Annotated in this window: 23 protein-coding genes and 1 pseudogene; 13 read left to right on the forward strand and 11 right to left on the reverse strand. The window is 62.8% G+C overall.

The window, feature by feature from the left end:
* Positions 1-23: 23 nt before the first annotated feature.
* Both grxD and LB538_RS00240 read left to right on the forward strand, forming a co-directional pair.
* Positions 24-359: a Grx4 family monothiol glutaredoxin gene (gene grxD, locus LB538_RS00235; protein ID WP_059185116.1), complete on the forward strand. Its 336-nt coding sequence runs from the start codon at positions 24-26 to the stop codon at positions 357-359.
* Positions 360-547: 188 nt separating this feature from the next.
* Positions 548-1771 carry a multidrug effflux MFS transporter gene (locus LB538_RS00240; protein ID WP_411908987.1) on the forward strand — a complete coding sequence of 408 codons (1224 nt, stop codon included), beginning with the start codon at positions 548-550 and terminating at the stop codon, positions 1769-1771.
* A 46-nt stretch (positions 1772-1817) separates the two neighbouring features.
* Here the strand turns inward: LB538_RS00240 and LB538_RS00245 are convergent, their stop codons facing one another.
* From LB538_RS00245 to rpsD, 3 genes are all read right to left on the reverse strand, one after another.
* Positions 1818-2645: an inositol monophosphatase family protein gene (locus LB538_RS00245; RefSeq protein WP_224525636.1), complete on the reverse strand. Its 828-nt coding sequence runs from the start codon at positions 2643-2645 to the stop codon at positions 1818-1820.
* The gene (gene ttcA, locus LB538_RS00250; protein ID WP_224525720.1) at positions 2635-3519 is read right to left on the reverse strand and encodes a tRNA 2-thiocytidine(32) synthetase TtcA; all 885 of its coding nucleotides are present in this window, start codon (positions 3517-3519) and stop codon (positions 2635-2637) included. Before ttcA ends, LB538_RS00245 begins: the two co-directional genes overlap by 11 nt.
* Before the next feature lie 112 nt (positions 3520-3631).
* Positions 3632-4249, reverse strand: a complete 618-nt coding sequence (rpsD, locus tag LB538_RS00255) for a 30S ribosomal protein S4 (RefSeq protein WP_140840172.1) — start codon at positions 4247-4249, stop codon at positions 3632-3634.
* A 415-nt stretch (positions 4250-4664) separates the two neighbouring features.
* Between rpsD and LB538_RS00260 the strand changes: the two genes are divergently transcribed.
* Positions 4665-4817 (forward strand): hypothetical protein, encoded by a 153-nt coding sequence (locus LB538_RS00260; RefSeq protein WP_224525634.1) that lies wholly within the window; start codon positions 4665-4667, stop codon positions 4815-4817.
* A gap of 64 nt (positions 4818-4881) precedes the next feature.
* Here the strand turns inward: LB538_RS00260 and LB538_RS00265 are convergent, their stop codons facing one another.
* Positions 4882-5064 carry a DUF3008 family protein gene (locus LB538_RS00265; RefSeq protein WP_095765193.1) on the reverse strand — a complete coding sequence of 61 codons (183 nt, stop codon included), beginning with the start codon at positions 5062-5064 and terminating at the stop codon, positions 4882-4884.
* 164 nt (positions 5065-5228) lie between these two features.
* Here LB538_RS00265 and LB538_RS00270 point away from each other — a divergent pair, with 164 nt between their 5' ends.
* Positions 5229-6620 (forward strand): RNB domain-containing ribonuclease, encoded by a 1392-nt coding sequence (locus LB538_RS00270; protein ID WP_224525632.1) that lies wholly within the window; start codon positions 5229-5231, stop codon positions 6618-6620.
* A gap of 3 nt (positions 6621-6623) precedes the next feature.
* Here LB538_RS00270 and murI read toward each other — a convergent pair whose 3' ends face one another.
* The 3 genes from murI to LB538_RS00285 form a co-directional block, all read right to left on the reverse strand.
* The gene (gene murI / locus LB538_RS00275) at positions 6624-7424 is read right to left on the reverse strand and encodes a glutamate racemase (RefSeq protein ID WP_224525629.1); all 801 of its coding nucleotides are present in this window, start codon (positions 7422-7424) and stop codon (positions 6624-6626) included.
* Between the two features lie 176 nt (positions 7425-7600).
* Complete coding sequence (locus tag LB538_RS00280; protein WP_224525626.1) at positions 7601-8206, reverse strand: hypothetical protein; 606 nt, start codon at positions 8204-8206, stop codon at positions 7601-7603.
* Positions 8207-8287: 81 nt separating this feature from the next.
* Complete coding sequence (locus LB538_RS00285; RefSeq protein ID WP_224525623.1) at positions 8288-9136, reverse strand: RNA methyltransferase; 849 nt, start codon at positions 9134-9136, stop codon at positions 8288-8290.
* A gap of 208 nt (positions 9137-9344) precedes the next feature.
* Between LB538_RS00285 and LB538_RS00290 the strand changes: the two genes are divergently transcribed.
* The 3 genes from LB538_RS00290 (at position 9345) to LB538_RS00300 (ending at position 11809) form a co-directional block, all read left to right on the forward strand.
* Positions 9345-10556 (forward strand): NADP-dependent isocitrate dehydrogenase, encoded by a 1212-nt coding sequence (locus LB538_RS00290; RefSeq protein ID WP_095765188.1) that lies wholly within the window; start codon positions 9345-9347, stop codon positions 10554-10556.
* Positions 10557-10620: 64 nt separating this feature from the next.
* Complete coding sequence (locus LB538_RS00295) at positions 10621-11235, forward strand: glutathione S-transferase family protein (RefSeq protein WP_224525620.1); 615 nt, start codon at positions 10621-10623, stop codon at positions 11233-11235.
* Positions 11228-11809 (forward strand): demethoxyubiquinone hydroxylase family protein, encoded by a 582-nt coding sequence (locus LB538_RS00300; protein WP_224525617.1) that lies wholly within the window; start codon positions 11228-11230, stop codon positions 11807-11809. The genes LB538_RS00295 and LB538_RS00300 overlap by 8 nt, the downstream gene beginning before the upstream one ends.
* 10 nt (positions 11810-11819) lie before the next feature.
* Here LB538_RS00300 and alaS read toward each other — a convergent pair whose 3' ends face one another.
* Complete coding sequence (gene alaS, locus LB538_RS00305; protein WP_224525615.1) at positions 11820-14489, reverse strand: alanine--tRNA ligase; 2670 nt, start codon at positions 14487-14489, stop codon at positions 11820-11822.
* Between the two features lie 438 nt (positions 14490-14927).
* A complete protein-coding gene (gene recA, locus LB538_RS00310) occupies positions 14928-16025 on the reverse strand; it encodes a recombinase RecA (RefSeq protein ID WP_095765184.1) in 1098 nt (365 codons plus the stop codon).
* Positions 16026-16228: 203 nt separating this feature from the next.
* On the opposite strand from recA, the pseudogene LB538_RS00315 reads away from it, so the two are divergent.
* From LB538_RS00315 to LB538_RS00330, 4 genes and pseudogenes are all read left to right on the forward strand, one after another.
* Positions 16229-17109 (forward strand): annotated as a pseudogene (locus LB538_RS00315) (IS1595 family transposase).
* A 160-nt stretch (positions 17110-17269) separates the two neighbouring features.
* A complete protein-coding gene (locus LB538_RS00320) occupies positions 17270-18085 on the forward strand; it encodes a hypothetical protein (RefSeq protein ID WP_224525612.1) in 816 nt (271 codons plus the stop codon).
* A gap of 436 nt (positions 18086-18521) precedes the next feature.
* Positions 18522-19460, forward strand: a complete 939-nt coding sequence (locus tag LB538_RS00325) for a carbohydrate kinase family protein (RefSeq protein WP_224525609.1) — start codon at positions 18522-18524, stop codon at positions 19458-19460.
* Positions 19461-19502: 42 nt separating this feature from the next.
* Positions 19503-20420: a pseudouridine-5'-phosphate glycosidase gene (locus LB538_RS00330; protein WP_224525606.1), complete on the forward strand. Its 918-nt coding sequence runs from the start codon at positions 19503-19505 to the stop codon at positions 20418-20420.
* 82 nt (positions 20421-20502) lie between these two features.
* Here the strand turns inward: LB538_RS00330 and LB538_RS00335 are convergent, their stop codons facing one another.
* Positions 20503-20826 (reverse strand): TfoX/Sxy family protein, encoded by a 324-nt coding sequence (locus LB538_RS00335; RefSeq protein WP_224525603.1) that lies wholly within the window; start codon positions 20824-20826, stop codon positions 20503-20505.
* Between the two features lie 88 nt (positions 20827-20914).
* Between LB538_RS00335 and LB538_RS00340 the strand changes: the two genes are divergently transcribed.
* Both LB538_RS00340 and LB538_RS00345 read left to right on the forward strand, forming a co-directional pair.
* Positions 20915-21412, forward strand: coding sequence for a GFA family protein (locus LB538_RS00340; protein WP_224525599.1), 498 nt, complete (start codon positions 20915-20917; stop codon positions 21410-21412).
* A gap of 78 nt (positions 21413-21490) precedes the next feature.
* Positions 21491-21949, forward strand: a complete 459-nt coding sequence (locus tag LB538_RS00345) for a RidA family protein (RefSeq protein ID WP_095765180.1) — start codon at positions 21491-21493, stop codon at positions 21947-21949.
* Positions 21950-21971: 22 nt separating this feature from the next.
* Here LB538_RS00345 and sufA read toward each other — a convergent pair whose 3' ends face one another.
* Positions 21972-22352, reverse strand: a complete 381-nt coding sequence (sufA, locus tag LB538_RS00350) for a Fe-S cluster assembly scaffold SufA (protein WP_140840198.1) — start codon at positions 22350-22352, stop codon at positions 21972-21974.
* Positions 22353-22440 lie beyond the last annotated feature (88 nt).

The raw sequence follows: 22440 nt of genomic DNA on the forward strand, positions 1-22440 counted from the left end.
CCACAGGCATGAAAGGATTGTCCATGACCGGCATCAACGACTACATCGATAATGAAGTGAAGAGCAACGACGTCGTGCTCTTCATGAAGGGCACCCCCGGCTTCCCGCAATGCGGGTTCTCCGGCCAGGTGGTGCAGATCCTCGACTATATCGGGGCCGACTACAAAGGCGTCAACGTGCTCGACTCGGCCGAATTGCGCCAGGGCATCAAGGATTATTCCAACTGGCCGACCATCCCGCAGCTCTATGTGAAGGGCGAATTCGTCGGCGGTTGCGACATCGTGCGCGAGATGTTCCAAGCCGGTGAATTGCAGGACTTCCTGGTCGAAAAGGGCGTCAGCGTCAAAGGCGCCGCCTGATCGGATTGCGTCGGCGACCGGCCGGCGGACACTAGCTTCCGGGGCTGCCCCCACCTCGGCATTGTAGTTCTCGGATTCGAGAACGAGACGAATGGATGCGCCGGTAATCCGGCGCATGTTCGTTTGAAGAATCGGATTTCGCGGTGGACAAGCAGGCAGCAGCGCAGCAATCGGCAACAAGCTTGCCCATTCCGCGCTGGGAATTCATTGCGCTCTGCGCGGCGCTCATGGCGCTCAACTCCCTGGCCATCGACATCATGCTGCCGGCGCTTCAGCAGATCGGCGCCTCGCTCGGCGTGGTGAGCGAGAATCACCGCCAATATGTGATCACCGCCTATATGCTTGGCTTCGGCGGCGGACAGCTTTTCTTCGGACCCATTTCGGATCGCTTCGGGCGCCGTGCGCCATTGGTCTTCGGCCTGGTCGTCTACGTCGCCGCCGCGGCTGCCGCCGCCGTCGCGCCGAGTTTCGCCCTGTTGCTGACCTGCCGCCTGATACAAGGCTTCGGCGCGGCGGCGACCCGCGTCATCGCCGTCTCGATCGTGCGCGACACGTTCGAAGGGCGGCGCATGGCCGAGGTGATGTCGCTGATCTTCATGGTGTTCATGGCAATTCCGGTGGTCGCGCCCGGCATCGGCCAGTTCGTCATGCTGTTTGCCAGTTGGCATTGGATTTTCGTCACCATGGCCATCGGTGCGCTGGTCGTGTCGGCGTGGGCGCTGTTGCGCCTGCCCGAGACGCTGCATCCGGAATATCGCCGGCCGCTGACGGTAAGCTCTGTCGCCGGCGGCTTCCGCATCGTGCTCACCAACCGCCTCACGCTTTGCTACGCCTTTGCCAGCACCTTCATCTTCGCGGCCATGTTCGGCTTCATCAGCTCGGCCCAGCAGATCTATATCGACATCTTCCATGTCGGCGAATTGTTCCCGCTGATCTTTGCCGGCGTCGCCGGCGTGCTGGCTTTCTCGAACTATCTGAATTCGCGGCTGGTCGGACAGATCGGCATGCGCCGCCTATCGCAAGGCGCGCTGCTTATCTTCCTGTGCATCAGCCTTGCCTGGCTCGTCGTCTCGCTCGAAATGAAAATGCCGCTCTGGCTCTTCATCGCGTTTTTTGCCGGCGCGATGCTGCCGTTCGGCGGACTTGGCGCGAATTTCAACGCTTTGGCCATGGAGCCGCTCGGCGAGCTCGCCGGCACCGCCGCGTCCATCCTGGGCTTCATGCAGACCTTCCTCGGCGCCATCATCGGCGCGCTGATCGGCCAGGCCTATAACGGCACGGTGACGCCTCTGGCCGCCGGCTTCTGCAGCGTCTCGGTCGCGGCTTTGCTGATGATCCTGATCGCCGAGCGGGGCAGGATGTTCCAGCCCCACAATCCCCCAGTATCGGGGCACGTCACCGATCTGCATTAGACGCCGTGTGGCCGGCAGCTTTGCCGGCCAGAGCCGGCACGGGCCCCTACTCGGCCCAGAGCTCGTGTCGCAACTCGTCCCAGCTTTGCTTGTCGGGCGCCACCAGCAGGCCGCCATCGACATGCGACGGCAGATAGGCGCTGCCGTCGACGCGCGCGACATGGCCGCCGGCTTCCTGGTGGATCAGCGCCCCGGCGAGATGATCCCAGGGCATCAGCTTGTTGTAGAGCACGAAATGGGCGTGGCCGCTGGCCAGAAGCCGGTATTCATGCGCCGCGCAGCGATAGGCGAATTGCGACAGCGTCTTGGTCTGGTTGCGGGCGAGCCGCGAGCGTTCGGGCTCTTGAAGAAACTGCCAGGAAACGGCGCCGGTCATCTGCGACATCGGCACCGGCGCCGAGACGCGAACCTTCTCCAGCGCGCCATGCGCATGGCGGATATGGCTGCCGGCGCCCTTGGTCCCGATCAGCCAGTCCTTGCCGACCGGGTCATGGATGATGCCGGCGACGGTCTCGCCATTGACGACGACGCCGGCCATGACGCCAAACAGCGGCACGCCGGAAGCGAAATTGAAAGTGCCGTCGACCGGATCGATGACAAAGGCAAGCGCAGCATCGCCAAGGCCAGACAGCAGCGCCGGGTTATCGGAGCAGGCTTCCTCGCCGACCACCATGGCGTCCGGATAACGTTCACGCAGCCGGGCGGTGATCAGCCTTTCGGCGTTGACGTCCGCCTCGGTGACGAGGTCGGCGGCGGATGTCTTCTGGCGCACGTCGCCCTCGCCCAGCCGGCGGAAGCGCGGCATGATTTCGGCGTTTGCGGCACCGGCGAGAAGCTCGGCCAGCCAGTCGATCGCGTTATCGTCAAATCGCATCAGAAATGTCTTGTCCTGGGTTTGCATCGAGGCCCGCGAAGTCGAACAGCTTCCTGTCCAGGAGATGCGAGGGCCTTACATTGGCCATGGCGCGGATCATCGTGTCCTTGCGGCCCGGCATGCGCTTCTCGATATCGTCGAGCATCGCCTTCATGGCGTTGCGCTGCAGCCCTTCCTGGCTGCCGCACAGATCGCACGGGATGATCGGGAATTTCATCGCGTTGGCGAATTTTTCGAGGTCGGCCTCGGCGCTATAGGCGAGCGGCCGCAGCACCATGACGTCGCCTTCGTCATTGAGGAGCTTGGGGGGCATAGCGGCGAGACGTCCGCCATGGAACAGGTTCATGAAGAAGGTCTCGAGGATATCCTCGCGGTGATGGCCAAGCACCAGCGCCGAACACCCCTCCTCGCGCGCGATGCGATAGAGATGGCCGCGCCGCAGCCGCGAGCAGAGCGAGCAATAGGTGCTGCCCTGCGGCAGCTTGTCGGTCACCACCGAATAGGTGTCCTGGTATTCGATGCGATGGGCGATGCCGTTGGCGTTGAGATAGTCGGGCAGGATGTGCTTCGGGAAATTCGGCTGGCCCTGGTCGAGATTGCAGGCAAGCAGTTCGACCGGCAGCAGCCCGCGCCATTTGAGGTCGAGCAAAAGCGCCAGCAGGCCGTAGGAATCCTTGCCGCCCGACAGCGCCACCAGCCAGCGTTCGCCCGGCTTCACCATGGCGAAATCCTCGATCGCCTGGCGGGTGAGCCTCAACAGCCGCTTGCGCAGCTTGTTGAACTCGACCGAGGACGGCACGTCGCGGAACAGCGGGTGGAAACCGCCGTCGGTCTCATCGTCGATCGCCTCGAGGGATTTGACATCTGGCAGCATATTCATGGCGCCGGCCCCATGGTTCTGTTGGCGCCCGGCTTAGCGGACCTGACCGCCAAAGAAAAGGCCGCCTCGAAGGGCGGCCCTGGATGCTGCGGCTGATCGATGTCGATCAGCGCGAGTAGAATTCGACGACCAGGTTCGGTTCCATCTGCACGGCGAACGGAACGTCCGAAAGGCCGGGAACGCGAGCGAAGGTCGCGGTCATCTTGTTGTGGTCGGCTTCGATGTAATCCGGCACGTCGCGCTCGGCGAGAGCGACCGATTCCAGCACAATCACGAGCTGCTTCGACTTCTCGCGCACCTCGATGACGTCGCCCGGCTTGCAGCGATACGAGCCGATGTTCGTGCGCTTGCCGTTGACGTTGACATGGCCGTGGTTGACGAACTGACGGGCGGCGAAGATGGTCGGCACGAACTTGGCGCGGTAGACCACCGCGTCGAGACGCGACTCGAGCAGGCCGATCAGGTTCTCGGAGGTATCGCCCTTGCGGCGGTTGGCCTCTTCATAGACCTTGCGGAACTGCTTTTCCGAAACGTCGCCATAGTGACCCTTCAGCTTCTGCTTGGCGCGCAGCTGCAGGCCGAAATCGGAAAGCTTGCCCTTGCGGCGCTGGCCGTGCTGGCCGGGACCGTATTCACGCTTGTTGACCGGGGACTTCGGACGGCCCCAGATATTTTCGCCGAGACGGCGGTCGATCTTGTATTTCGCGGATTCGCGCTTGCTCATCGCATTCCCTTTCAAAACAATATACCCGGAACCCCATGGCTCCGGGCGAAGGAAACGCGCCCTCCTCTGGCCTCCGTTTTCGAGACCTGACAGGGTTTTCCACGCAAAGCGACGGAAAACCCACGGGACACGTCAAAAGAAACCACCGGGCGTCGCCACCCGGTGTTGGTGGGCCTGTTAAACAGAGATTTAACCGGTGTCAAGCTTACGGCTGGCAGCGCGGGTCGCAACCCGATAATTTCCCCGTGGCGTGCGGTGCCGGTTGTGGCGAAGGCCGTCGGCAGCAGAGCGGCTTGTGCTTCCAAGGAGCTGCCCTGCTCTGCCATCTTAATTAAGGGACTGGAGCAGAGGAGTCCGAATTCCGATGAAGAAGTTCTTCCTTACCCTGACCGGGGCCGCTGTATTGGCGGGATCTATGGCAGTTATGACCCCGGAACCTGCCATGGCCAGGCATTGGAGCGGCCACAGGCAGATATGCCGCGTCGTGGTGACGAAAAGAGTGGTCTGGCGCCACGGCCATCGCCACGTCATCCGTTACAAGACCAAACGCTGCTGGTGGCGCCGCTAGCTCATCTTGCGCCAAAAGGGGTTGACGGAGGCCTGCGGCCGACGCCGCAGGCCTTTCATTCGATCTACGACTTCTTGCTGGGCAGACTTTTGCGCTTGGTCTCGGCGAACTCCTCGAGCTGCTTTTCGCTCATCGATTCATACATTTCGCGCGAAGCGCCCTTGAGCTCGCTCTTCTTCGTCTCCCCGCGCTTGGCGGAAAGCGCTGCGCCGGCGGCCTTTTGCTGGGCTTGCGATTTGGCGGGCATGGCGGTTTCTCCCTTTGCTGTGAGAAGAAACGCCGGGCTGAAGCGGCAGTTCCAGCGGCTACGGCCCGGCCCGTGGGCCTGCTTGAGTTGGCGATTAGGCTGCCGACCTTGGCGATATCCTGGCAAGCCTTCCCGCGCCCGGAATGCCAGTGTAGGACGGTTGCATGAAATCCCTGAACGATCCCTCACAGGCGCTTTCCACCGGCCTTGCGAAAATCCGCGCAGAATTCCACGTGCCGGATGGATTTCCGCCTGCGGTTATGGCCGCGGCTGAGGCGGCGGCAAAGCGTGTGCCCGACCAGCATGCCGACCGGACGGCAATGCCCTTCGTCACGCTCGATCCGGCGAGTTCCACCGATCTCGACCAGGCCTTCTCGATCGAAGCCAGCGGCGGCGATCTTCTCTTGCACTATGCCATTGCCGACGTGGCCTGGTTCGTCGAGGACGGCGATACGATTGATACCGAAGCCTGGAACCGAGGCGAGACGCTTTACTTGCCGGACGGCAAGGCCGGGCTCTACCCGCCGGTGCTCGCCGAGGCGGCGGCGAGCCTGTTGCCCGATGGACCGCGTCCTGCGGTCGTCTTCACGATCCGGGTTGCCGGAGACGGTGCGGTGAAGCTGGACAGCGCGGAGCGCGCCATCATCCAAAGCCGCGCCAAGCTCGCCTATGACAGCGTGCGGGCCGACGACGTTCCGGCCGGCTTCGCGGAACTGCCGCGGCGTATGGCGGCAAACGAACAACGCCGCGGCGCTTCGCGCGTCGATCCGCCCGAGCAGGAGGTGGAAAGGCTCGCCGACGCCACGTTCCGGCTTTCGTTCAGGCCGCTGCTGCAATCCGAGCAGGACAATGCAGCACTTTCGCTGGCCGCCAATATGGCGATTGCCGATGCCATGCTGGCCCACAAGACCGGCTTGTTCCGGGTGATGTCGGGGCCGGACGCCTCCAAGGTGCAACGGCTGCGCAACGCGGCACAGGCGCTCGGCCTGTCCTGGCCGGCCTCCACCAGCTTGCGCGACTATCAACGCACGCTCGATCCGGCCGACCCGAAACAGGCGGCGCTGATGCTGGAAATCCGCCGCGCAGGCAACGGCGCGTCCTACCAACCCTATCAGGAGGGCATCGTCCCCTGGCATGAGGCTATGGCCGCGACCTATGCCCACGCCACCGCGCCGCTCAGGCGGCTGGCCGACCGTTACGTCCTGCGCTGCGCACTGGCGATCGTCAACGGCCAGCCCGTGCCGCAGGCCGTCACCGATGCCTTCGCCAGATTGCCGAAGGTGATGGGGCGTGCGGATGCCCGCGCCTCGCAGATCAGCCACGCGGCAATCGACCTTGCCGAGGCGGTGATGCTCAAGGGACATGAGGGCGAGACGTTCGAGGCCGTCGTCACCGACTTCGTCGAGCGTGGCGTGCGCGTGCAGCTTGCCGACATGCCGGTGGTTGCCAGCGTGAAGGCTTCAGGGCTCAGACAGGGCGACAATCTCAGTCTGAAGCTTGTCTCGGCCGATCCGGATCAACGCAGCATCGTTTTCGAGACCGCTCAGCCGCTTTGAGCACTAAGGTGCGGTGAGTCCAAAACCCTGGATCAGCCGCCTCGTGGCGAAATCCACCTTGCCCGAGGTGAAAACGGCAAGATCCGGCTCGCTTTCAGCGGATGTCTCCCCAACGGGTTCAAGCAGCGACATGGCGCGCCGCGCGATCGCCTCGGCCGGATCTATCCAGTCGACCGGCCAGGGCGCGGTCTTGCGCATGCGGTTGGCGAGAAACGGGTAATGCGTGCAGGCAAGCACGACGATGTCGGTGCGGTTACCGTCGCGCTCGATGAAGCAGGGCGCAATTTCGGCGCGCACGGCTTCCTCGTCGATGAAACCCTGGCGCATATAGATCTCGGCGAGCCCCGCCAGCCGATCGCTGCCGACCAGGCGCACATGGCATTTCTGCGCCCATTTGCTGATCAGGTCGCGCGTGTACTGGCGCTTCACCGTGCCCGGCGTCGCCAGCACCGATACCAGGCCGGAGCGGGTGCGTTCGGCCGCCGGCTTGATCGCTGGAACGGTGCCGACAAAGGGATGGCCGGGGAATTTGTCGCGCAGCGCATCGATCACCAGCGTTGAGGCCGTATTGCAGGCAATGACCGAAATCGCCGGCTGGAGCCGGTCGAGCAATTTGCCGAACAGCGCAAGGATGTGTTCCTGGAGCGCCGGCTCTTCCCAGGCGCCATAGGGAAACGCCGCGTCGTCGGCGACATAGACGAAGCGGCGGTCGGGCATCAGCACGCGCGCCTCGCGCAGCACGGTCAGCCCGCCGACGCCGGAATCGAACATCAGGATCGGGCGCTGGCTTGATCGATCGCTCATTGTCATCCGGTTATGAGAAACGACAGGCCCGGAATTGGACCGACGCGCTTCTATCGCGAATGATCGTGGTCTTGAAGAGGCGAATGCGAGCAGCTTTTGCGCAGTCGCTAGAACATGATGCCGAAAAGTGTCAAGCGGCTTTTCGGACGACATCATGCCCTATCTTCTAAAATCACTCATATCCCGCGCTTGCCGAAACCGGCCGGGCGCGGTCTGCCGAAAGGCTGCGGCGCGGGTGGGATGAGTGCGGCTGAAGCGCCAACCGCGGCGCGTGGAGCGGCCGGCACAGCGGTGCGGGCAGCGCGCGTCGTTGCCGGCAGCGGGCCATCGAAGTCGAAGACATCGGTCAATTCATCGATGTTGCTGCCCGCGACGGGCTTCGCCCACCAAATCGTGCACCAGAGGCCGAATACCGAAAGCCCAAGCAGGTTCAGCCCGCCCGGAATGCTCTCGGGGTCGCCGAATTTGACGACAAGCAGCACGCCTGCCTGCAGAAGGGCATAGACGGCCGAAAGGGCGATGTAGGCCCACAGGATCCAGCGGCGTCCGTTGGCGTCGCGGGTGCGGCGCGAGGCGATGTTGCCGCGAAGCGCGACGAAGATGAGAGAGGCGATGAGGACCGCGCCTGCCATGCCCTGGCGCGACGGACCCGGCCCTGAATTGAGCAGCCCTTCGAAGCCGATCGTGCTGACAATGCAGATGACGATCACCACGGTTTCGGCTACGGCGAGACCGAGAGAGTAAAGGAAAAAGCGCAGCCGACCAATATTGGACGTAAACATGTGCCACCCCCACTATTGCAGCAAGGATGAGGCACGACCGAATAAAATTCGGTTACTTCAAATGCTCACAGCTTACCGATCTTAACTTTCTTCGTCTTTGGCGCGACTGCGCGCGCCGGCCGGCAATCGTCTCGGATCGTCCCCGGGCGAGCCGTCGCCACGCGGCATGGCCGGCGAAAACCTGTCGAGCGAGGAAATGATCCCGCGCAGCACCTTGAGCTCGGGCTCGGCGAAGCCCGGGCGCGTCAGCACTGCGCGCAGATTGTCGACCATCTTCGGCTTCTTTTCTTCGGGGCGAAAATAGCCGCGCGCTTCCAGCGCGTTCTCGAGGTAGGCGAACAGGCTGTGCAGCTGCTCCTTGGGCGCCGGCGCCAGCTCCGGCCCGGAGAAGTTGGTCTGGGTTTCGTCGGCGAGGCCGGATTTCATCCATTCATAGGACATCAAAAGCACCGCCTGGGCGATGTTGAGTGAGGAAAAGCCGGGATCGACCGGAAAGGTGACGATCTCGTCGGCAAGCCCGACCTCGTCATTGTAAAGGCCGAAGCGCTCGCGGCCGAACAGGATACCGGTGCGCAGCCCGGCCTCGCTGCGCGCCCTGAGCGCCCTGCCCGCTTCCACCGGACCGCGCACCGGCTTGAAGCCGTCGCGCTCGCGCGCTGTCGTGGCGAAGACGAAGTTCAGGTCGGCGACCGCCGAGGGCAGATCGTCGAAGACCCTGGTGGCGTCGATGACGTGGTCGGCGCGGCTGGCCGCCGCGCGCGCCTTCTCGCTCGGCCAGCCGTCGCGCGGGTTGACCAGCCTGAGCTCGGACAAGCCGAAATTCGCCATCGCCCGCGCGACCATGCCGATATTCTCGCCGAGCTGCGGCTCGACCAGGATGATCGCCGGTCCGGCGGAAGCGGTCTTGGTTGTGTCTTCTGTGGCTGGCATGGCTATGGGTAACCGGGGTTTGCGGCGTTTCGGCGTCCCCTGCCACATCCGGATCGGAAAATGAAGCATTCACAACAGCGGCACCCGTCTGCCCCGGCGCGGATCGCGGTTTGCGCGCTGAAAAAGCCTTTGATATACGCTCCGCATCCCCGGCCGAAGCCATGTGGGCAAGGCCGTTCAGATCCCCCAGCAACGAGGCATTCTTTTCATGGCGAAGATCAAGGTGGCGAACCCGGTCGTCGAGCTCGACGGCGACGAGATGACCCGCATCATCTGGCAGTTCATCAAGGACAAGCTGATCCACCCCTATCTCGACCTGAAGCTGGAATATTACGATCTCGGCATCGAGCACCGCGACGCCACAAACGATCAGGTGACGATCGATTCGGCCAATGCCATTAAGAAATGGGGCGTCGGCGTGAAATGCGCGACGATCACCCCCGACGAGGCGCGCGTCGAGGAATTCAAGCTGAAGAAGATGTGGAAGTCGCCCAACGGCACCATCCGCAACATTCTCGGCGGCACCATCTTCCGCGAGCCGATCATCATGAAGAACGTGCCGCGCCTGGTGCCGGGCTGGACCAAGCCGATCGTCGTGGGCCGTCATGCCTTCGGCGACCAGTACCGCGCCACCGACTTCCGCTTCCCCGGCAAAGGCAAGCTGACGATCAAGTTCGTCGGCGAGGACGGCCAGGTGATCGAGCATGACGTCTATGACGCGCCGGGCGGCGGCGTCGCCATGGCCATGTACAATCTCGACGAGTCGATCCGCGAGTTCGCCCGCGCCTCGCTGAACTACGGCTTGCTGCGCAATTTCCCGGTCTATCTGTCGACCAAGAACACCATCCTCAAAGCCTATGACGGCCGCTTCAAGGACATCTTCCAGGAGGTCTACGAGAAGGAGTTCGAGGCCGAGTTCAAGGCAAGGAAACTCTGGTACGAGCACCGCCTGATCGACGACATGGTCGCTTCCAGCCTGAAATGGTCGGGCGGCTATGTCTGGGCCTGCAAGAACTATGACGGCGACGTGCAGTCCGACACCGTGGCGCAAGGCTTCGGCTCGCTCGGCCTGATGACCTCGGTGCTGATGACGCCGGACGGCAAGACGGTGGAGGCGGAAGCCGCGCACGGCACCGTGACGCGCCACTACCGGCAGCATCAGAAGGGCGAGGAAACCTCGACCAATTCGATCGCCTCGATCTTCGCCTGGACGCGCGGCCTCGCCCACCGCGCCAAGCTCGACGACAATGCCGAGCTCAAGCGCTTCGCCGAGACGCTGGAAAAGGTCTGTATCCAGACCGTCGAGAGCGGTTTCATGACAAAGGACCTGTCGCTGCTGATCGGTCCCGACCAGCCCTGGCTCTCGACCACCGGCTTCCTCGACAAGATCGACGAGAATTTGCAGAAAGCGATGGGGTAAACCCACATTCGGCATACCGAAGGCTCCGGAAGGAGCCTTCTTTTTTGGAGGGGAGCGCTGATCGATGGCCAAGCCAACTCTCTACGGCGCGGACTACAGCGTTTATGTGCGCATCGCACGGATGACGCTGGAGGAGAAAGGCGTCGGCTACGAGCTCGTTCCCCTCGACATCTTCGCCGCCGAAGGCATCCCGGCCTGGTATCTGGAACATCACCCTTTCGGCCGCATCCCGGCCTTCGAGCACGACGGTTTTCGACTGTTCGAGACCGGTGCGATCACGCGCTATGTCGACGAAGCCTTCGACGGCCCGGCCTTGCAGCCGGCCGACGCGCGCGGCCGCGCCAGGATGGTCCAGATCAGCGGCATGCTCGACGCCTATGGTTATCGCGCCATGGTCTGGGACGTCGCCGTCGAGCGGCTGGAGAAGGCAGCGCCGGATGAGGCGCTGATTGCCGGCGGACTGAGCCAGGCTGAGACAGTGCTCAAGGTTCTGACATCGCTGAAGGCGAAAGGGCCTTGGCTGCTAGGCGAGCAACTGACACTGGCCGACCTGCACGCGGCACCGATCGTCGCCTATTTTGTCAAGGTCGCGGAGGGGCGAAAGCTCCTTTCCCGCTTCCCCGTCTTGCAGGAATGGTGGGATCGTATCGCCGTGCGGGCAAGCTTCTCCAATGGGTGAGCTTTCTCGCCGCGACGGGGTGACTGTGGGCAGGATAGTCCGGGTCAACCACGCCGGCGAATTTGGAGCGATCAGGATCTATTCGGCGCAAATCCTTGTCGCGCGACGCTTTTCGCCTGATTGCGTGCCAGCTTTGTTGGAGATGCTTGGACACGAGCGCCAGCATTGTGCCGCCTTCCGTGCCGCCATGCCGGCGCGAAATTCGCGTCCATGCCGCGTGATGCAATTCTGGAGTTGGGGAGGCTGGTTGCTGGGCTTTCTCACTGCCCTGCTGGGCCCGCAAGGCATCTGGGCATGCACAGCCGCCGTCGAAGCGACAGTGCACCGCCATCTCGACGACCAGCTCTACTATCTAGCTGAGCGCGATCCCGAACTGCATGCCATTATCCAGTCGATCCGTGAGGAAGAGCTGGCCCATCTCCATCACGCCGAGGAGCAGTTGCTGGCACCAGGCCCGCTACTATACCTCCTGCGCGCAACGATCACCGTCGCCACGGATTGCCTCATCTGGCTGTCCACTTGGGGCGACTCCGCCAGAATGGCCCACACCCTGAAAGCGACGCGGCTTTGCTGACGCCCCTAACCTACGCCGCTTCCAGCGCCGCCTTCACCGCCGCAATGGCATCATTGGCCTTGGACGCGTCGGGGCCGCCGGCCTGCGCCATGTCGGGCCGACCGCCGCCGCCTTGACCGCCAAGCGCGGCGGACGCGACGCGCACGAGATCGACGGCGCTGAAGCGGCCGGTCAAATCGTCGGTGACGCCGACGACCACGCTCGCCTTGTTGTCCTCGCCGGCGCCGACAAAGACGACCACGCCGGAGCCGAGCGTCTTCTTGCCGGCATCCGCCAGCGGCTTCAGGTCCTTCGGCGCCACGCCACTGACCGCCTTGCCGAGGAAGCCGACGCCGGCGACGGTCTCGTTGGTGGGCGGAGCATCGGATACGGCCGGGCCGGCGCCAAGCGCCAGCTTCTTGCGCGCCTCGCTGAGTTCCTTTTCGAGCTTCTTGCGTTCCTCAAGCAATGTTTCGACGCGAGCCGGCACATCGGCCGGCGCGATCTTCAAGGTCGCCGCCGCGGCTTTCAGCCGCCTGTCCTGCTCGTCCAGATGCCTGCGCGCCGCCTCGCCGGTCAGCGCCTCGATGCGGCGCACGCCGGCCGCCACCGCGCTATCCGACAGGATGCGCACCAGGCCGATATCGCCGGTCGATTTCACATGCGTGCCGCCGCAAAGCTCGACGGAATAAGGCCGGTTTGCCTTGGCGCCATGCAGGCCGGTGCCCATCGACACGACACGCACCTCGTCGCCGTATTTCTCGCCGAACAGCGCCATGGCGCCCTCGGCGATCGCGTCGTCGACCGACATCAGCCGCGTCGTCACCGGGCTGTTCTGCACGACGATCTCGTTGGCCATGCGCTCGACCTCCTCGAGCTCATCGGCCGAGATCGGCTTGTTGTGCGAGATGTCGAAGCGCAGCCTTTCGGGCGCAACCAGCGAGCCCTTCTGCGCGACATGGGTGCCCAGCACCTCGCGCAGCGCCTCGTGAATGAGATGCGTCGCGGAGTGGTTGGCGCGCAGCCTCGAGCGGCGGGCATGATCGACCTTCAGCTCGACGGCATCACCCGTCTTGATCGTGCCTTTAGCCACCTTGCCGAGATGCACGAACAAACCATCGGCCTTCTTCTGCGTGTCCGACACCTCGATTGAAAAACCATCGCCGGAAATCACGCCGGTGTCGCCCATCTGGCCGCCGGATTCGCCGTAGAACGGCGTCTGGTTGACGACCACGGCGACCGCATCGCCCTGGCTCGCGCTGTCGATGGTCTTGCCGTCCTTGACCAGGGCCTGGACAATGCCTTCCGCCTGCTCGGTCTCATAGCCGAGGAATTCGGTCGCGCCGGTCTTTTCGCGCACGGAAAACCACACCGTCTCGGTCGCGGCTTCGCCCGAGCCAGCCCAATGCGCGCGCGCCTCGGCCTTCTGCCGCTCCATCGCGTCGGTGAAGCCGGCGATATCGACCGAGATGCTGCGCTGGCGCAGCGCATCCTGCGTCAGATCGAGCGGGAAGCCATAGGTATCGTAGAGCTTGAAGGCCGTCTCGCCGTCCAGCATGTCGCCGGCGTGCAGCGTCTCGGTCGCGTCCGAAAGCAGGCCGAGGCCGCGCACCAGTGTCTTGCGGAAGCGTGTTTCCTCAAGCTTCAAGGTTTCGGTGATCAGCGCCTCGCCGCGCACGAGCTCGGGATAGGCCTGGCCCATCTCGCGCACCAGGGCCGGCACCAGCTGCCACATCAGCGGCTCCTTGGCGCCCAGCAGTTGCGCATGGCGCATGGCGCGGCGCATGATGCGGCGCAGCACATAGCCGCGCCCCTCATTGGACGGCAGAACCCCGTCGGCCACCAGGAACGAGGTTGAGCGCAGGTGATCCGCGATGACGCGGTACGACGCTACGTTCTCCTGGCTTGGCCCCTGCCCGAGCGCGGAGGACGCGGCGTCGATCAGATGCTTGAACAGGTCGGTCTCGAAGACGCTTTCGACGCCCTGCAGGATAGAGGCCATGCGCTCCAGGCCCATGCCGGTGTCGATCGAGGGACGCGGCAGGTCGATGCGCTCTTCCTTGGTCACCTGCTCGTATTGCATGAACACCAGGTTCCAGAATTCCAGGAACCGGTCGCCATCCTCTTCCGGGCTGCCGGGCGGTCCGCCCCAAATGTGCTCGCCGCGATCGATGAAGATTTCCGAGCACGGGCCGCAGGGGCCGGTATCGCCCATTGCCCAGAAATTGTCCGAGGTCGGGATGCGGATGATGCGATCGTCCGAGAAGCCGGCGATCTTCTTCCAGTAAGCCGCCGCCTCGTCGTCGGTGTGATAGACGGTGACGAGCAGCTTGTCCTTCTTGAGGCCGAAACCCTTGGTGATCAGGTTCCACGCAAGCTCGATCGCGCGCTCCTTGAAATAGTCGCCGAACGAGAAATTGCCGAGCATCTCGAAGAAGGTCAGATGGCGCGCGGTGTAGCCGACATTGTCGAGGTCGTTATGCTTGCCGCCGGCGCGCACGCTTTTTTGCGCCGTAGAGGCCCGCGTATAGGGACGCTTCTCAAGGCCGGTGAAGACGTTCTTGAACTGCACCATGCCGGCGTTGGTGAACATCAGCGTCGGATCGTTGCGCGGCACCAGCGGGCTGGAGGCGACGATCTCGTGGCCCTCCTTGCGGAAGTAGTCGAGGAATGTCGACCGGATGTCGTTCACGCCACTCATTGCATACTGCCTTTTTCGCAAGAACCGCCGGCCCGGCCGGCGGCAAATGGGCTTTGGTGTTTCAGAAGATAGATTGGCCTTTTAGCGATAGCTCTTGTGCCTGTCCAGAAACACGGAAAACAGGCGTGTCGCTCAAAACTGCGCAAGCGGTTTTGGGAAAACGACAGGCACAAGCATGTACCAAAGCGCATTGCCTGAATTCATTGCAGCGCGACGCGCTTTGGGCCGATTGGCGGACGAGCGGCGGCTCAGCCCCGCCCGCACAACGCAAAACCGCCGGCACGAAGGCCGGCGGCTCGGGTTACGCAATACAAGAACTCGATTACATAAGCATAAGGCGATAAACCAGGATTGCGGCCGAACTCCGGCTAAGCCAACCAACTATCCTCGGGCGCCTTTGGATCGCCCCGGAGCGCAAAATCCCAGGGTAAACGCACTTTACAGGGCGCCGGCTTCATCCTCGAAACCGTCGTCGCCGCCTTCGGAGCCGCCGTTCTCGAGGAATTTCTCGGCGATCAGTCCGGCATTCTGGCGCAACGCAAGCTCGACCTCACGTGCCGTGTCGGGATTGTCGCGCAGAAACAGCTTTGCGTTCTCGCGACCTTGGCCGAGGCGCTGGGAATTGTAGGAGAACCAGGCGCCCGACTTCTCGATGACGCCGGCCTTGACGCCGAGATCGATCAGCTCGCCTGTCTTCGACACGCCCTCGCCATACATGATGTCGAACTCGACCACCTTGAAGGGCGGGGCCAGCTTGTTCTTCACCACCTTGACGCGGGTCTGGTTGCCGACGACCTCGTCGCGGTCCTTGACCGAGCCGATGCGACGGATGTCGAGGCGCACCGAGGCGTAGAATTTCAGCGCGTTGCCGCCGGTGGTCGTCTCGGGCGAGCCGAACATGACGCCGATCTTCATGCGGATCTGATTGATGAAGATGACCATGGTGTTGGAACGCGAGATCGAGGCGGTCAGCTTGCGCAGCGCCTGGCTCATCAGGCGAGCCTGAAGACCGGGCAGCGAATCGCCCATCTCGCCTTCGATTTCAGCGCGCGGCGTCAGTGCCGCCACCGAGTCGACGACCAGCACGTCGATGGCGCCCGAACGCACCAGCGTGTCGCAGATCTCCAGCGCCTGCTCACCGGTGTCGGGCTGCGAGATCAAAAGGTTTTCGAGGTCGACGCCAAGCTTGCGGGCATAGACCGGATCGAGCGCGTGCTCGGCATCGACGAAGGCGCAGATACCGCCCTTCTTCTGAGCTTCCGCCACCGTGTGCAGCGCCAGCGTCGTCTTGCCCGAGCTTTCCGGCCCGTAGATCTCGATGATGCGGCCGCGCGGCAGGCCGCCGACGCCGAGCGCGATGTCGAGGCCGAGCGAGCCGGTCGGCACGGTTTCGATCTCGACCACCTGCTCGTTGGCGCCGAGCCGCATGATCGAGCCCTTGCCGAAGGCGCGCTCGATTTGCGACAGCGCCGCGTCCAGAGCCTTTGATTTGTCCACTGCCTTATCCTCTACAAGCCGCAAAGAATTCTGAGCCATGATACATCACCCCTTGGTCGTCAATGAAGGCCGGACAATCCGTGATCCCTGCTTGTTTTGTACCTTTTTTGTTCTCATTTGGCAAGGGGCAACAAATATCTGAAAAATAATCAATATCTGGATTTGTTCTACTTTTGTCTCACCAGGGCTGGTGCGGATATATCCCCTTGAAACATGTAACATGAAGTGCTATGTGTTGTCGCATGAGCACGACCCCTAAACCCGAAACCCTCAAATCGTTCCTCGAACGGTTCCCGACCGATGATTCGTGCCTCGATCACCTCATGGCGACGCGGTATGGCAAGCGGCACGTTTGCGCCAAGTGCGGCAAGGAAGCCAACTTCCACCGCGTGAAGTCGCGCCGTTGCTATGAGTGCGATTTCTGCGGCTATCAGGTCTACCCAACCGCTGGCACGCCGTTTGAAGCCACGCGCACATCCTTGCGCGACTGGTTCACCGTCATGTTCCTGTTCTGCTCTTCCCGCAACGGCGTGTCGGCCAAGGAAGTCCAGCGCACAATCGGCGTCACCTACAAGACGGCTTGGCGCATGTGCAACCTGATCCGCCAGTACATGGGCTATGTCGATGGCGACACGCCGCTTGGTGGCAAGGACGGCGGCATCGTTGAAGCCGACAAGATGTTTTACGGCGGCACGGACAAGATGGGCGAGGACGACAAGATGGTCGTGTTCGGCGCCATCGAACGCGGCGGCGAGGTCATCACCCGCGTCCTGCCGGGCCGTGGCCGCAAGCATGTGATGCCGGCGATCTTCGCTTGGGTTAAGCCCGGTTCGCGCATCGCACGGATGAGACCGGCGCGTTCCGCGAGTTGTCAGAGCTTAGCTACCTGCATGGCACCGTGAACCATCGTTCCGGCGAATACGTGAACGGTGCCGTCCACACCAACAACATCGAGGCTTTCTGGTCGCACGTTAAGCGCTCTATGCGCGGGACTTACGTTGCCGTTTCTGAGAAGTGGTTGCAGACTTACCTTTGGGAGTTCGAATTCCGGCAGAACCTGCGGAAGCATCCGCACTTGATGCTTGACCTTTTGCTGCAATCGTTCCCGCGCCCGGGATGGTAAGCGGTGGCTTTGTAGCCATCGCGTGTAGAAGTCTGTCAAAGCGGTCTGTCGTCTCGTCCATCTTGCGTCCCATGTTGCCGTAACGCGCATTGTACGTGATAGTTACCAATAGGGGAAATGGGGCAACGTCATTTTGATGTCTAGTGATCGGAACAGTGCGATGACCGTAGGTATCGCAACGGCGTCTGTGTGCATCGTCTTGGCTGCAATAATGGGATGGCAGCTATCATCCCAACATATCCAATACGATAAGCAGGCCGACCATTACGCCGAAGACTTTGCATCCCACTCCAATGAGGAAATATTGAAATCCTGCGGCGCTACGGCCGGCCTCGACCTCGTAAAATGCCTTCGTCAGGAACTTGAAGCCGAACGAGACACCAAGCGCGGCGAGGCCGATCTGGCAGCACAACAGAAGGTAGCCAAATGGTCCCTTGGCGCTTTCATCATATCCGGGCTCTCTCTGCTTTTCACCGCTGGCGGCGTTTGGTTGGTCTATTTGAACCTTGGTGAAGCTAGAAAGGTTACCGCTCAATCCGTCACCGCCAACGAACATGCCGTCAGGTCTAGCGCCCATGCCCATAGAATGGCTCAATTGGGTTATCGCGAGGCCCGCGCCGCCAATGCCATCGCCAAAGACGCCAGTGAGAAGGAGCTTCGGGCGTACCTCGCGGTTGCGCCAAAGGGCGTTAATCAGCTGATTGGCACGCAAGACGTGATGGGTCACATTGAAGTTCGGAACGTCGGGCGTCTGCCAGCGCACAAGGTCGTCATCCATGTCCGAATGGGCCTGTTCAACGGGCGCATTCTCGATCTCGCGGAATTGCCAGTAGTCAACGATTTGACTGATAGTGAACTGGCGCCCGTGGACAGGGTGGTTCAACCGGGCGACAACCCCGCCCAAGGATCGAAGGACCGGCAGCCGCTTGTTTTCATTACGCCAGACAATTGGGAGTTCGTCTATGTTTGGGGGTGATCTATTACTTTGACGGCTTCAACAAGCGCCGTTTCACCCGATTCTGCCATAGATACGCTATCGCTGGCCGCAATCGAGAATTTGACGAGGAGAAAGCGGGAACTCCCCCTCCGACCGAGACCCGGCATATCCTCTTCGCCGAAAAGGGCAGATACCATCAAATAGGCAACGACGCCGACTAATGCGGCCAACACCGCTCGCGCCCACACAGCGCGCCGCCTAAGCGCACCGTCCGAATCGAGGGGGACGACAGGCTTCCGTCCCTCAAAATTAGCTACATGTTCGGACGGTATACATCCGGACTGGTGCGGAGTGCAACCACGGGTCCAGAAGAGATTTCGATATCCGGCCGTCCGAATCGCGACCCCGATTGCAGGGCGACGCGCAGAAACCTAGTGTGCGCGGCCGCACGATCAACGAAAGTCACCGACCCGAAATGCCGACATCCCCAACAATCCTGGCGCTCGGCGGCGCCCATATCGACCGGCGCGGCCAGGTCTCGGGCGTCTATGTGCCCGCGGCTTCGAATCCCGGCATCATGCGCGAGGACGTCGGCGGCGTGGTTTTCAACGCGCTGCGCAGCGTGGTGAAGCGCGGCGTGTCGGCCTCGCTGATCTCGGTGCGTGGCGGTGACGCTGCGGCGGACACAGTCGCCTCGGCGATCGACAACGCCGGGATAACCGACCTTTCGGTGGTGTTCCTCGACCGCACGACGCCGAGCTACACGGCGCTGATCGATGCCGAAGGCGAGTTGATCGTCGGGCTGGCCGACATGGCGCTCTACGATCTTGCCTTTCCCAAGCAAATAAGACGCGCCAAGGTGCGCGAGGCGATCGCCGCCGCCGACGCCATCCTGTGCGACGCCAACCTGCCGACGGCGGCGCTGGAGCGCCTGCTGACGCTTGCCGGCGGTCGGCCGGTCTTCGCCATCGCCGTTTCGCCGGCCAAGGTCGTCCGCCTGGCGCCGCTGCTCGACGATCTGTCGCTGCTCTTCATGAACCGTCGCGAAGCCGCCGCGCTGGTCGGCGCCGAGCCATCCGGCAAGACTCTCGTCGACGCGCTCAGGCGGGCAGGCCTGGACACCGGCGTGGTCACGTCCGGCAGCGCTCCGGTGCTGGGCTTCGACGACACCGGAATCTTCGAGATCGATCCGCCCGCGCCGCGCAAGGTGGCCGACGTGACCGGCGCCGGCGACGCCTTGACCGGCGCAACCGTCGCCGCCTTGCTGCGCGGCCTGCCGCTGCGCGCAGCACTACGCGAAGGCCTTGCCGCGGCGATGCTCGCCATAGAGAGCCCGCAGGCCGTGCCGTCCTTCACGATCGCCAACTTCACGCAGGCGCTTGCCCTTGTGCCGGAGCCGCGGGAAGTGGCATAGGGCCACCACTGCCGAAGCAATCCGTTCGGATCGGAGACAGCCATGACGCCTGATACCGCCCGCCCCTTCGTCGATATCCATCCGCCCGTGGCGGAGGCGCTTGCCGCCGGCCGGCCCGTGGTGGCGCTGGAAAGCACCATCATCACCCACGGCATGCCCTACCCCGACAATGGTGCGATGGCCGCCAAGGTCGAGCAGATCATCATCGATGGCGGCGCGGTACCGGCGACGATCGCCGTGGTCGAGGGCCGTATCAAGATCGGCCTCTCCGACGGCGAGCGCGAATCGCTTGCCATGACCGGTGACGCCATGAAGCTGTCGCGCGCCGATCTCGGTTTCGCGGTCGCTCAAACGCGCACCGGGGGCACCACGGTTGCGGCGACCATGATCGCCGCGCATATGGCCGGCATAAAAGTGTTCGCCACCGGCGGCATTGGCGGCGTCCACAAGGGCGCTGAGAAAAGCTTCGATATCTCGGCCGACCTCGACGAACTGGCGCGCACGCCGGTCATCGTCGTCTCGGCCGGCGCCAAGGCGATTCTCGACATCGAAAAGACGCTGGAAGTGCTGGAAACGCGCGGCGTGCCGGTTATCGGCCATGGCTGCGAGACGATGCCCGCCTTCTGGTCGAGGCAGTCGCCCTTCCGCGCGCCGTTGACGCTCAATGCGGCGGAAGACATCGCGCATTTCTACAGAACGCGCCAAGCGCTGGGCCTGGGCGGCGGCATCCTCGTCGCCAACCCGGTGCCGCAGAATGACGAAATCCCGGCCGCCGAGATGGACGGCTACATCCAGGCCGCGCAAAAGGCTGCCGAGGCGCTCAACGTCACCGGCAAGGCGGTGACACCGTTCCTGCTGTCGAAGATCCTGGAGCTGACCGGCGGTCGCAGCCTCAAGACCAACATCGCGCTGGTCGAGAACAATGCGCGGCTGGCGGCGGAGATCGCCAAGGCGTTATAGAACGTTCAAGTTGCGGCAGCCCGGCCAACCGCAATGGCCGAGTTCCTTCACACCCCCTCTGTCCCGCCAGCATTTCTAACTTTCACTTCCCCGCCCTTCGTCCCGCTTCATAAGCCCGCCGCGCCCACACTGCCATTTCGTCCGGATCGTCGAAGGCCTCGTCGGGAATGCTCCAATAGGGCATCGCCACCTCCTTGCCGTGGCGCGAGCCGGTATAGGTCCATTGCTTGCAGCCGGCGGCTTCGAAATCGGGAATCGTTTGCTCGTCCGCCTTGAGCATCAGCTCGCCGCGTACGACGACCGCGACGATGACGCCGTCGCAATAGATGCCCTTGCCGCCGAACAGTTTTCGGATGGCGATCGGTCCAAGGCTTTCGAACAATTCTTCAAGACGCGCATTATCCATGCCGCGATCATCTCATCCGTCACCGGCCTTGTCATCGCCGCAACCAAAAGCATGCTGACAGGTTCAAATCTGAAAACGGAGTTCCGCCATGCCCGTCCTGCTCAAAGGCTCCTGCCGCTGCGGCGCCGTCCGCTTCGAGGTGGAGAGCCACACGCCTGTGCCCTTCATGCTCTGCTACTGCTCGATCTGCCGCAAGCAGCAGGGCGGCGGCGGGTTCGCCATCAATCTCGGCGCCGACTACGAGACGATGAACATAAGGGGCAAGCGCAGCCTCGGCGTCTATCGCGCCGAGATCGAGGACGACGAGCATCCGCATTGCGAGGTCTCGACCGGCGAGCGCAATTTCTGCAGGAAATGCGGCGCAGCACTCTGGCTCTACGACCCGACGTGGCCGGACCTCGTTCACCCCTTCGCCTCGGCGATCGACACCGACCTGCCGACACCGCCGGAAAAGGTGCATCTGATGCTGAAATACAAGGCGAACTGGGTCGAGCCGGTCGTCGGCAAGAACGACAAGGTATTCGACGTCTATCCGGAGGAATCGATCGCCGACTGGCACAAGCGAACCGGCATGTGGGTTGATTAGGGCAATTCCAGAAGAACTGCGCAGCGGTTTTCCGCCCGGAATTGTATTGAGACAATTATCTGGCGACAGGAGGCAGAAATGAACCTCACGACGCACAAGAAATTCAAAGGCGATCGTTTGATGCCTTGGGGCAAGGGCACGGTCGTCTCGGACGCCAAGGGATATGTTTTTCTGTCCGGCAACACCGCCACCGTCGACGACTACGATCCCTCGAAACACCAGGGCGGCGCTGTCGGCGACGCGGCAACGCAGTGGCGCGAAATCCTGGCCAACATAAAGTCGGACCTGGAGGAACTTGGCAGCTCGCTTGACCATTTGGTCAAGGTGACGTTCTACGTCAAAGGACCTTTTCCGTCCGGCGGCGTCCTCAGCTCACCAAACTTCCGCCTGGACGTGCTGGACGAATTCTTTGCCGAACATTGCCCGAAGCACTGCAGCTACAACAACCCGCCGCCATCGGAGGTGATCGGTGTCGCCGCCCTGGCGCAGCCTGACCTCGTCGTCGAGCTTGTGGTCATCGCCGCGCTGCCGGACTGAGCGGAAGCGCTGGCGGGCCTGGTCAGGCCGAGGCGCGTGCCTCGGCAAGCGCCTTGAGATCGGCCGGCTTCAGCTCGACGGATTCGCCGCAGCCGCAGGCCGAGCTCTGGTTCGGATTCTTGAAGGTGAAGCCGGTGCGCAGCGTCGTCTGCTCGAAATCCATCTCGGTGCCGAACAGGAAGAGGGCGGCTTCCGGCGCGACATAGACATGCGCGCCGTCGCGCTCGATATGGTCGTCCTTGGGATTCGGCTCGGTCACAAGGTCAACCGTGTACTCCATGCCGGCGCAACCGCCCTTCTTGATGCCGAGCCGGATGCCATGCGCGCTATCGCGCGCAGCCACGATCTCGCGCACGCGATCGGCGGCCTTTTCGGTCATGGTGATGACGGCGAAGCGTCCCATATTTTTTCCTTCTCCATTCCATGCAGGTTCAAGGCCTGCCGAATGATTCTCACCTAAAATGGTGAAGTTTTACGACTGGCGCAAGGTT

The sequence above is a fragment of the Mesorhizobium sp. Ca11 genome, assembly GCF_020165275.1.
Lineage (GTDB): Bacteria > Pseudomonadota > Alphaproteobacteria > Rhizobiales > Rhizobiaceae > Mesorhizobium.

Coding starts and splice junctions, on each gene's coding strand:
- LB538_RS00245 (WP_224525636.1), bottom strand. CDS start 2,645: ATGCGATTTGACGATAACGCGATCGACTGGCTGGCCGAGCTTCTCGCC.
- LB538_RS00290 (WP_095765188.1), top strand. CDS start 9,345: ATGGCGAAGATCAAGGTGGCGAACCCGGTCGTCGAGCTCGACGGCGAC.
- LB538_RS00340 (WP_224525599.1), top strand. CDS start 20,915: ATGCCCGTCCTGCTCAAAGGCTCCTGCCGCTGCGGCGCCGTCCGCTTC.
- alaS (WP_224525615.1), bottom strand. CDS start 14,489: ATGAGTGGCGTGAACGACATCCGGTCGACATTCCTCGACTACTTCCGC.
- LB538_RS00335 (WP_224525603.1), bottom strand. CDS start 20,826: ATGGATAATGCGCGTCTTGAAGAATTGTTCGAAAGCCTTGGACCGATC.
- LB538_RS00330 (WP_224525606.1), top strand. CDS start 19,503: ATGACGCCTGATACCGCCCGCCCCTTCGTCGATATCCATCCGCCCGTG.
- LB538_RS00300 (WP_224525617.1), top strand. CDS start 11,228: ATGGGTGAGCTTTCTCGCCGCGACGGGGTGACTGTGGGCAGGATAGTC.
- grxD (WP_059185116.1), top strand. CDS start 24: ATGACCGGCATCAACGACTACATCGATAATGAAGTGAAGAGCAACGAC.
- LB538_RS00295 (WP_224525620.1), top strand. CDS start 10,621: ATGGCCAAGCCAACTCTCTACGGCGCGGACTACAGCGTTTATGTGCGC.
- rpsD (WP_140840172.1), bottom strand. CDS start 4,249: ATGAGCAAGCGCGAATCCGCGAAATACAAGATCGACCGCCGTCTCGGC.
- LB538_RS00345 (WP_095765180.1), top strand. CDS start 21,491: ATGAACCTCACGACGCACAAGAAATTCAAAGGCGATCGTTTGATGCCT.
- LB538_RS00260 (WP_224525634.1), top strand. CDS start 4,665: ATGGCAGTTATGACCCCGGAACCTGCCATGGCCAGGCATTGGAGCGGC.
- LB538_RS00270 (WP_224525632.1), top strand. CDS start 5,229: ATGAAATCCCTGAACGATCCCTCACAGGCGCTTTCCACCGGCCTTGCG.
- LB538_RS00280 (WP_224525626.1), bottom strand. CDS start 8,206: ATGTTTACGTCCAATATTGGTCGGCTGCGCTTTTTCCTTTACTCTCTC.
- LB538_RS00325 (WP_224525609.1), top strand. CDS start 18,522: ATGCCGACATCCCCAACAATCCTGGCGCTCGGCGGCGCCCATATCGAC.
- ttcA (WP_224525720.1), bottom strand. CDS start 3,519: ATGCTGCCAGATGTCAAATCCCTCGAGGCGATCGACGATGAGACCGAC.
- LB538_RS00265 (WP_095765193.1), bottom strand. CDS start 5,064: ATGCCCGCCAAATCGCAAGCCCAGCAAAAGGCCGCCGGCGCAGCGCTT.
- LB538_RS00320 (WP_224525612.1), top strand. CDS start 17,270: ATGACCGTAGGTATCGCAACGGCGTCTGTGTGCATCGTCTTGGCTGCA.
- murI (WP_224525629.1), bottom strand. CDS start 7,424: ATGAGCGATCGATCAAGCCAGCGCCCGATCCTGATGTTCGATTCCGGC.
- LB538_RS00285 (WP_224525623.1), bottom strand. CDS start 9,136: ATGCCAGCCACAGAAGACACAACCAAGACCGCTTCCGCCGGACCGGCG.
- recA (WP_095765184.1), bottom strand. CDS start 16,025: ATGGCTCAGAATTCTTTGCGGCTTGTAGAGGATAAGGCAGTGGACAAA.
- sufA (WP_140840198.1), bottom strand. CDS start 22,352: ATGGGACGCTTCGCCGTCATCACCATGACCGAAAAGGCCGCCGATCGC.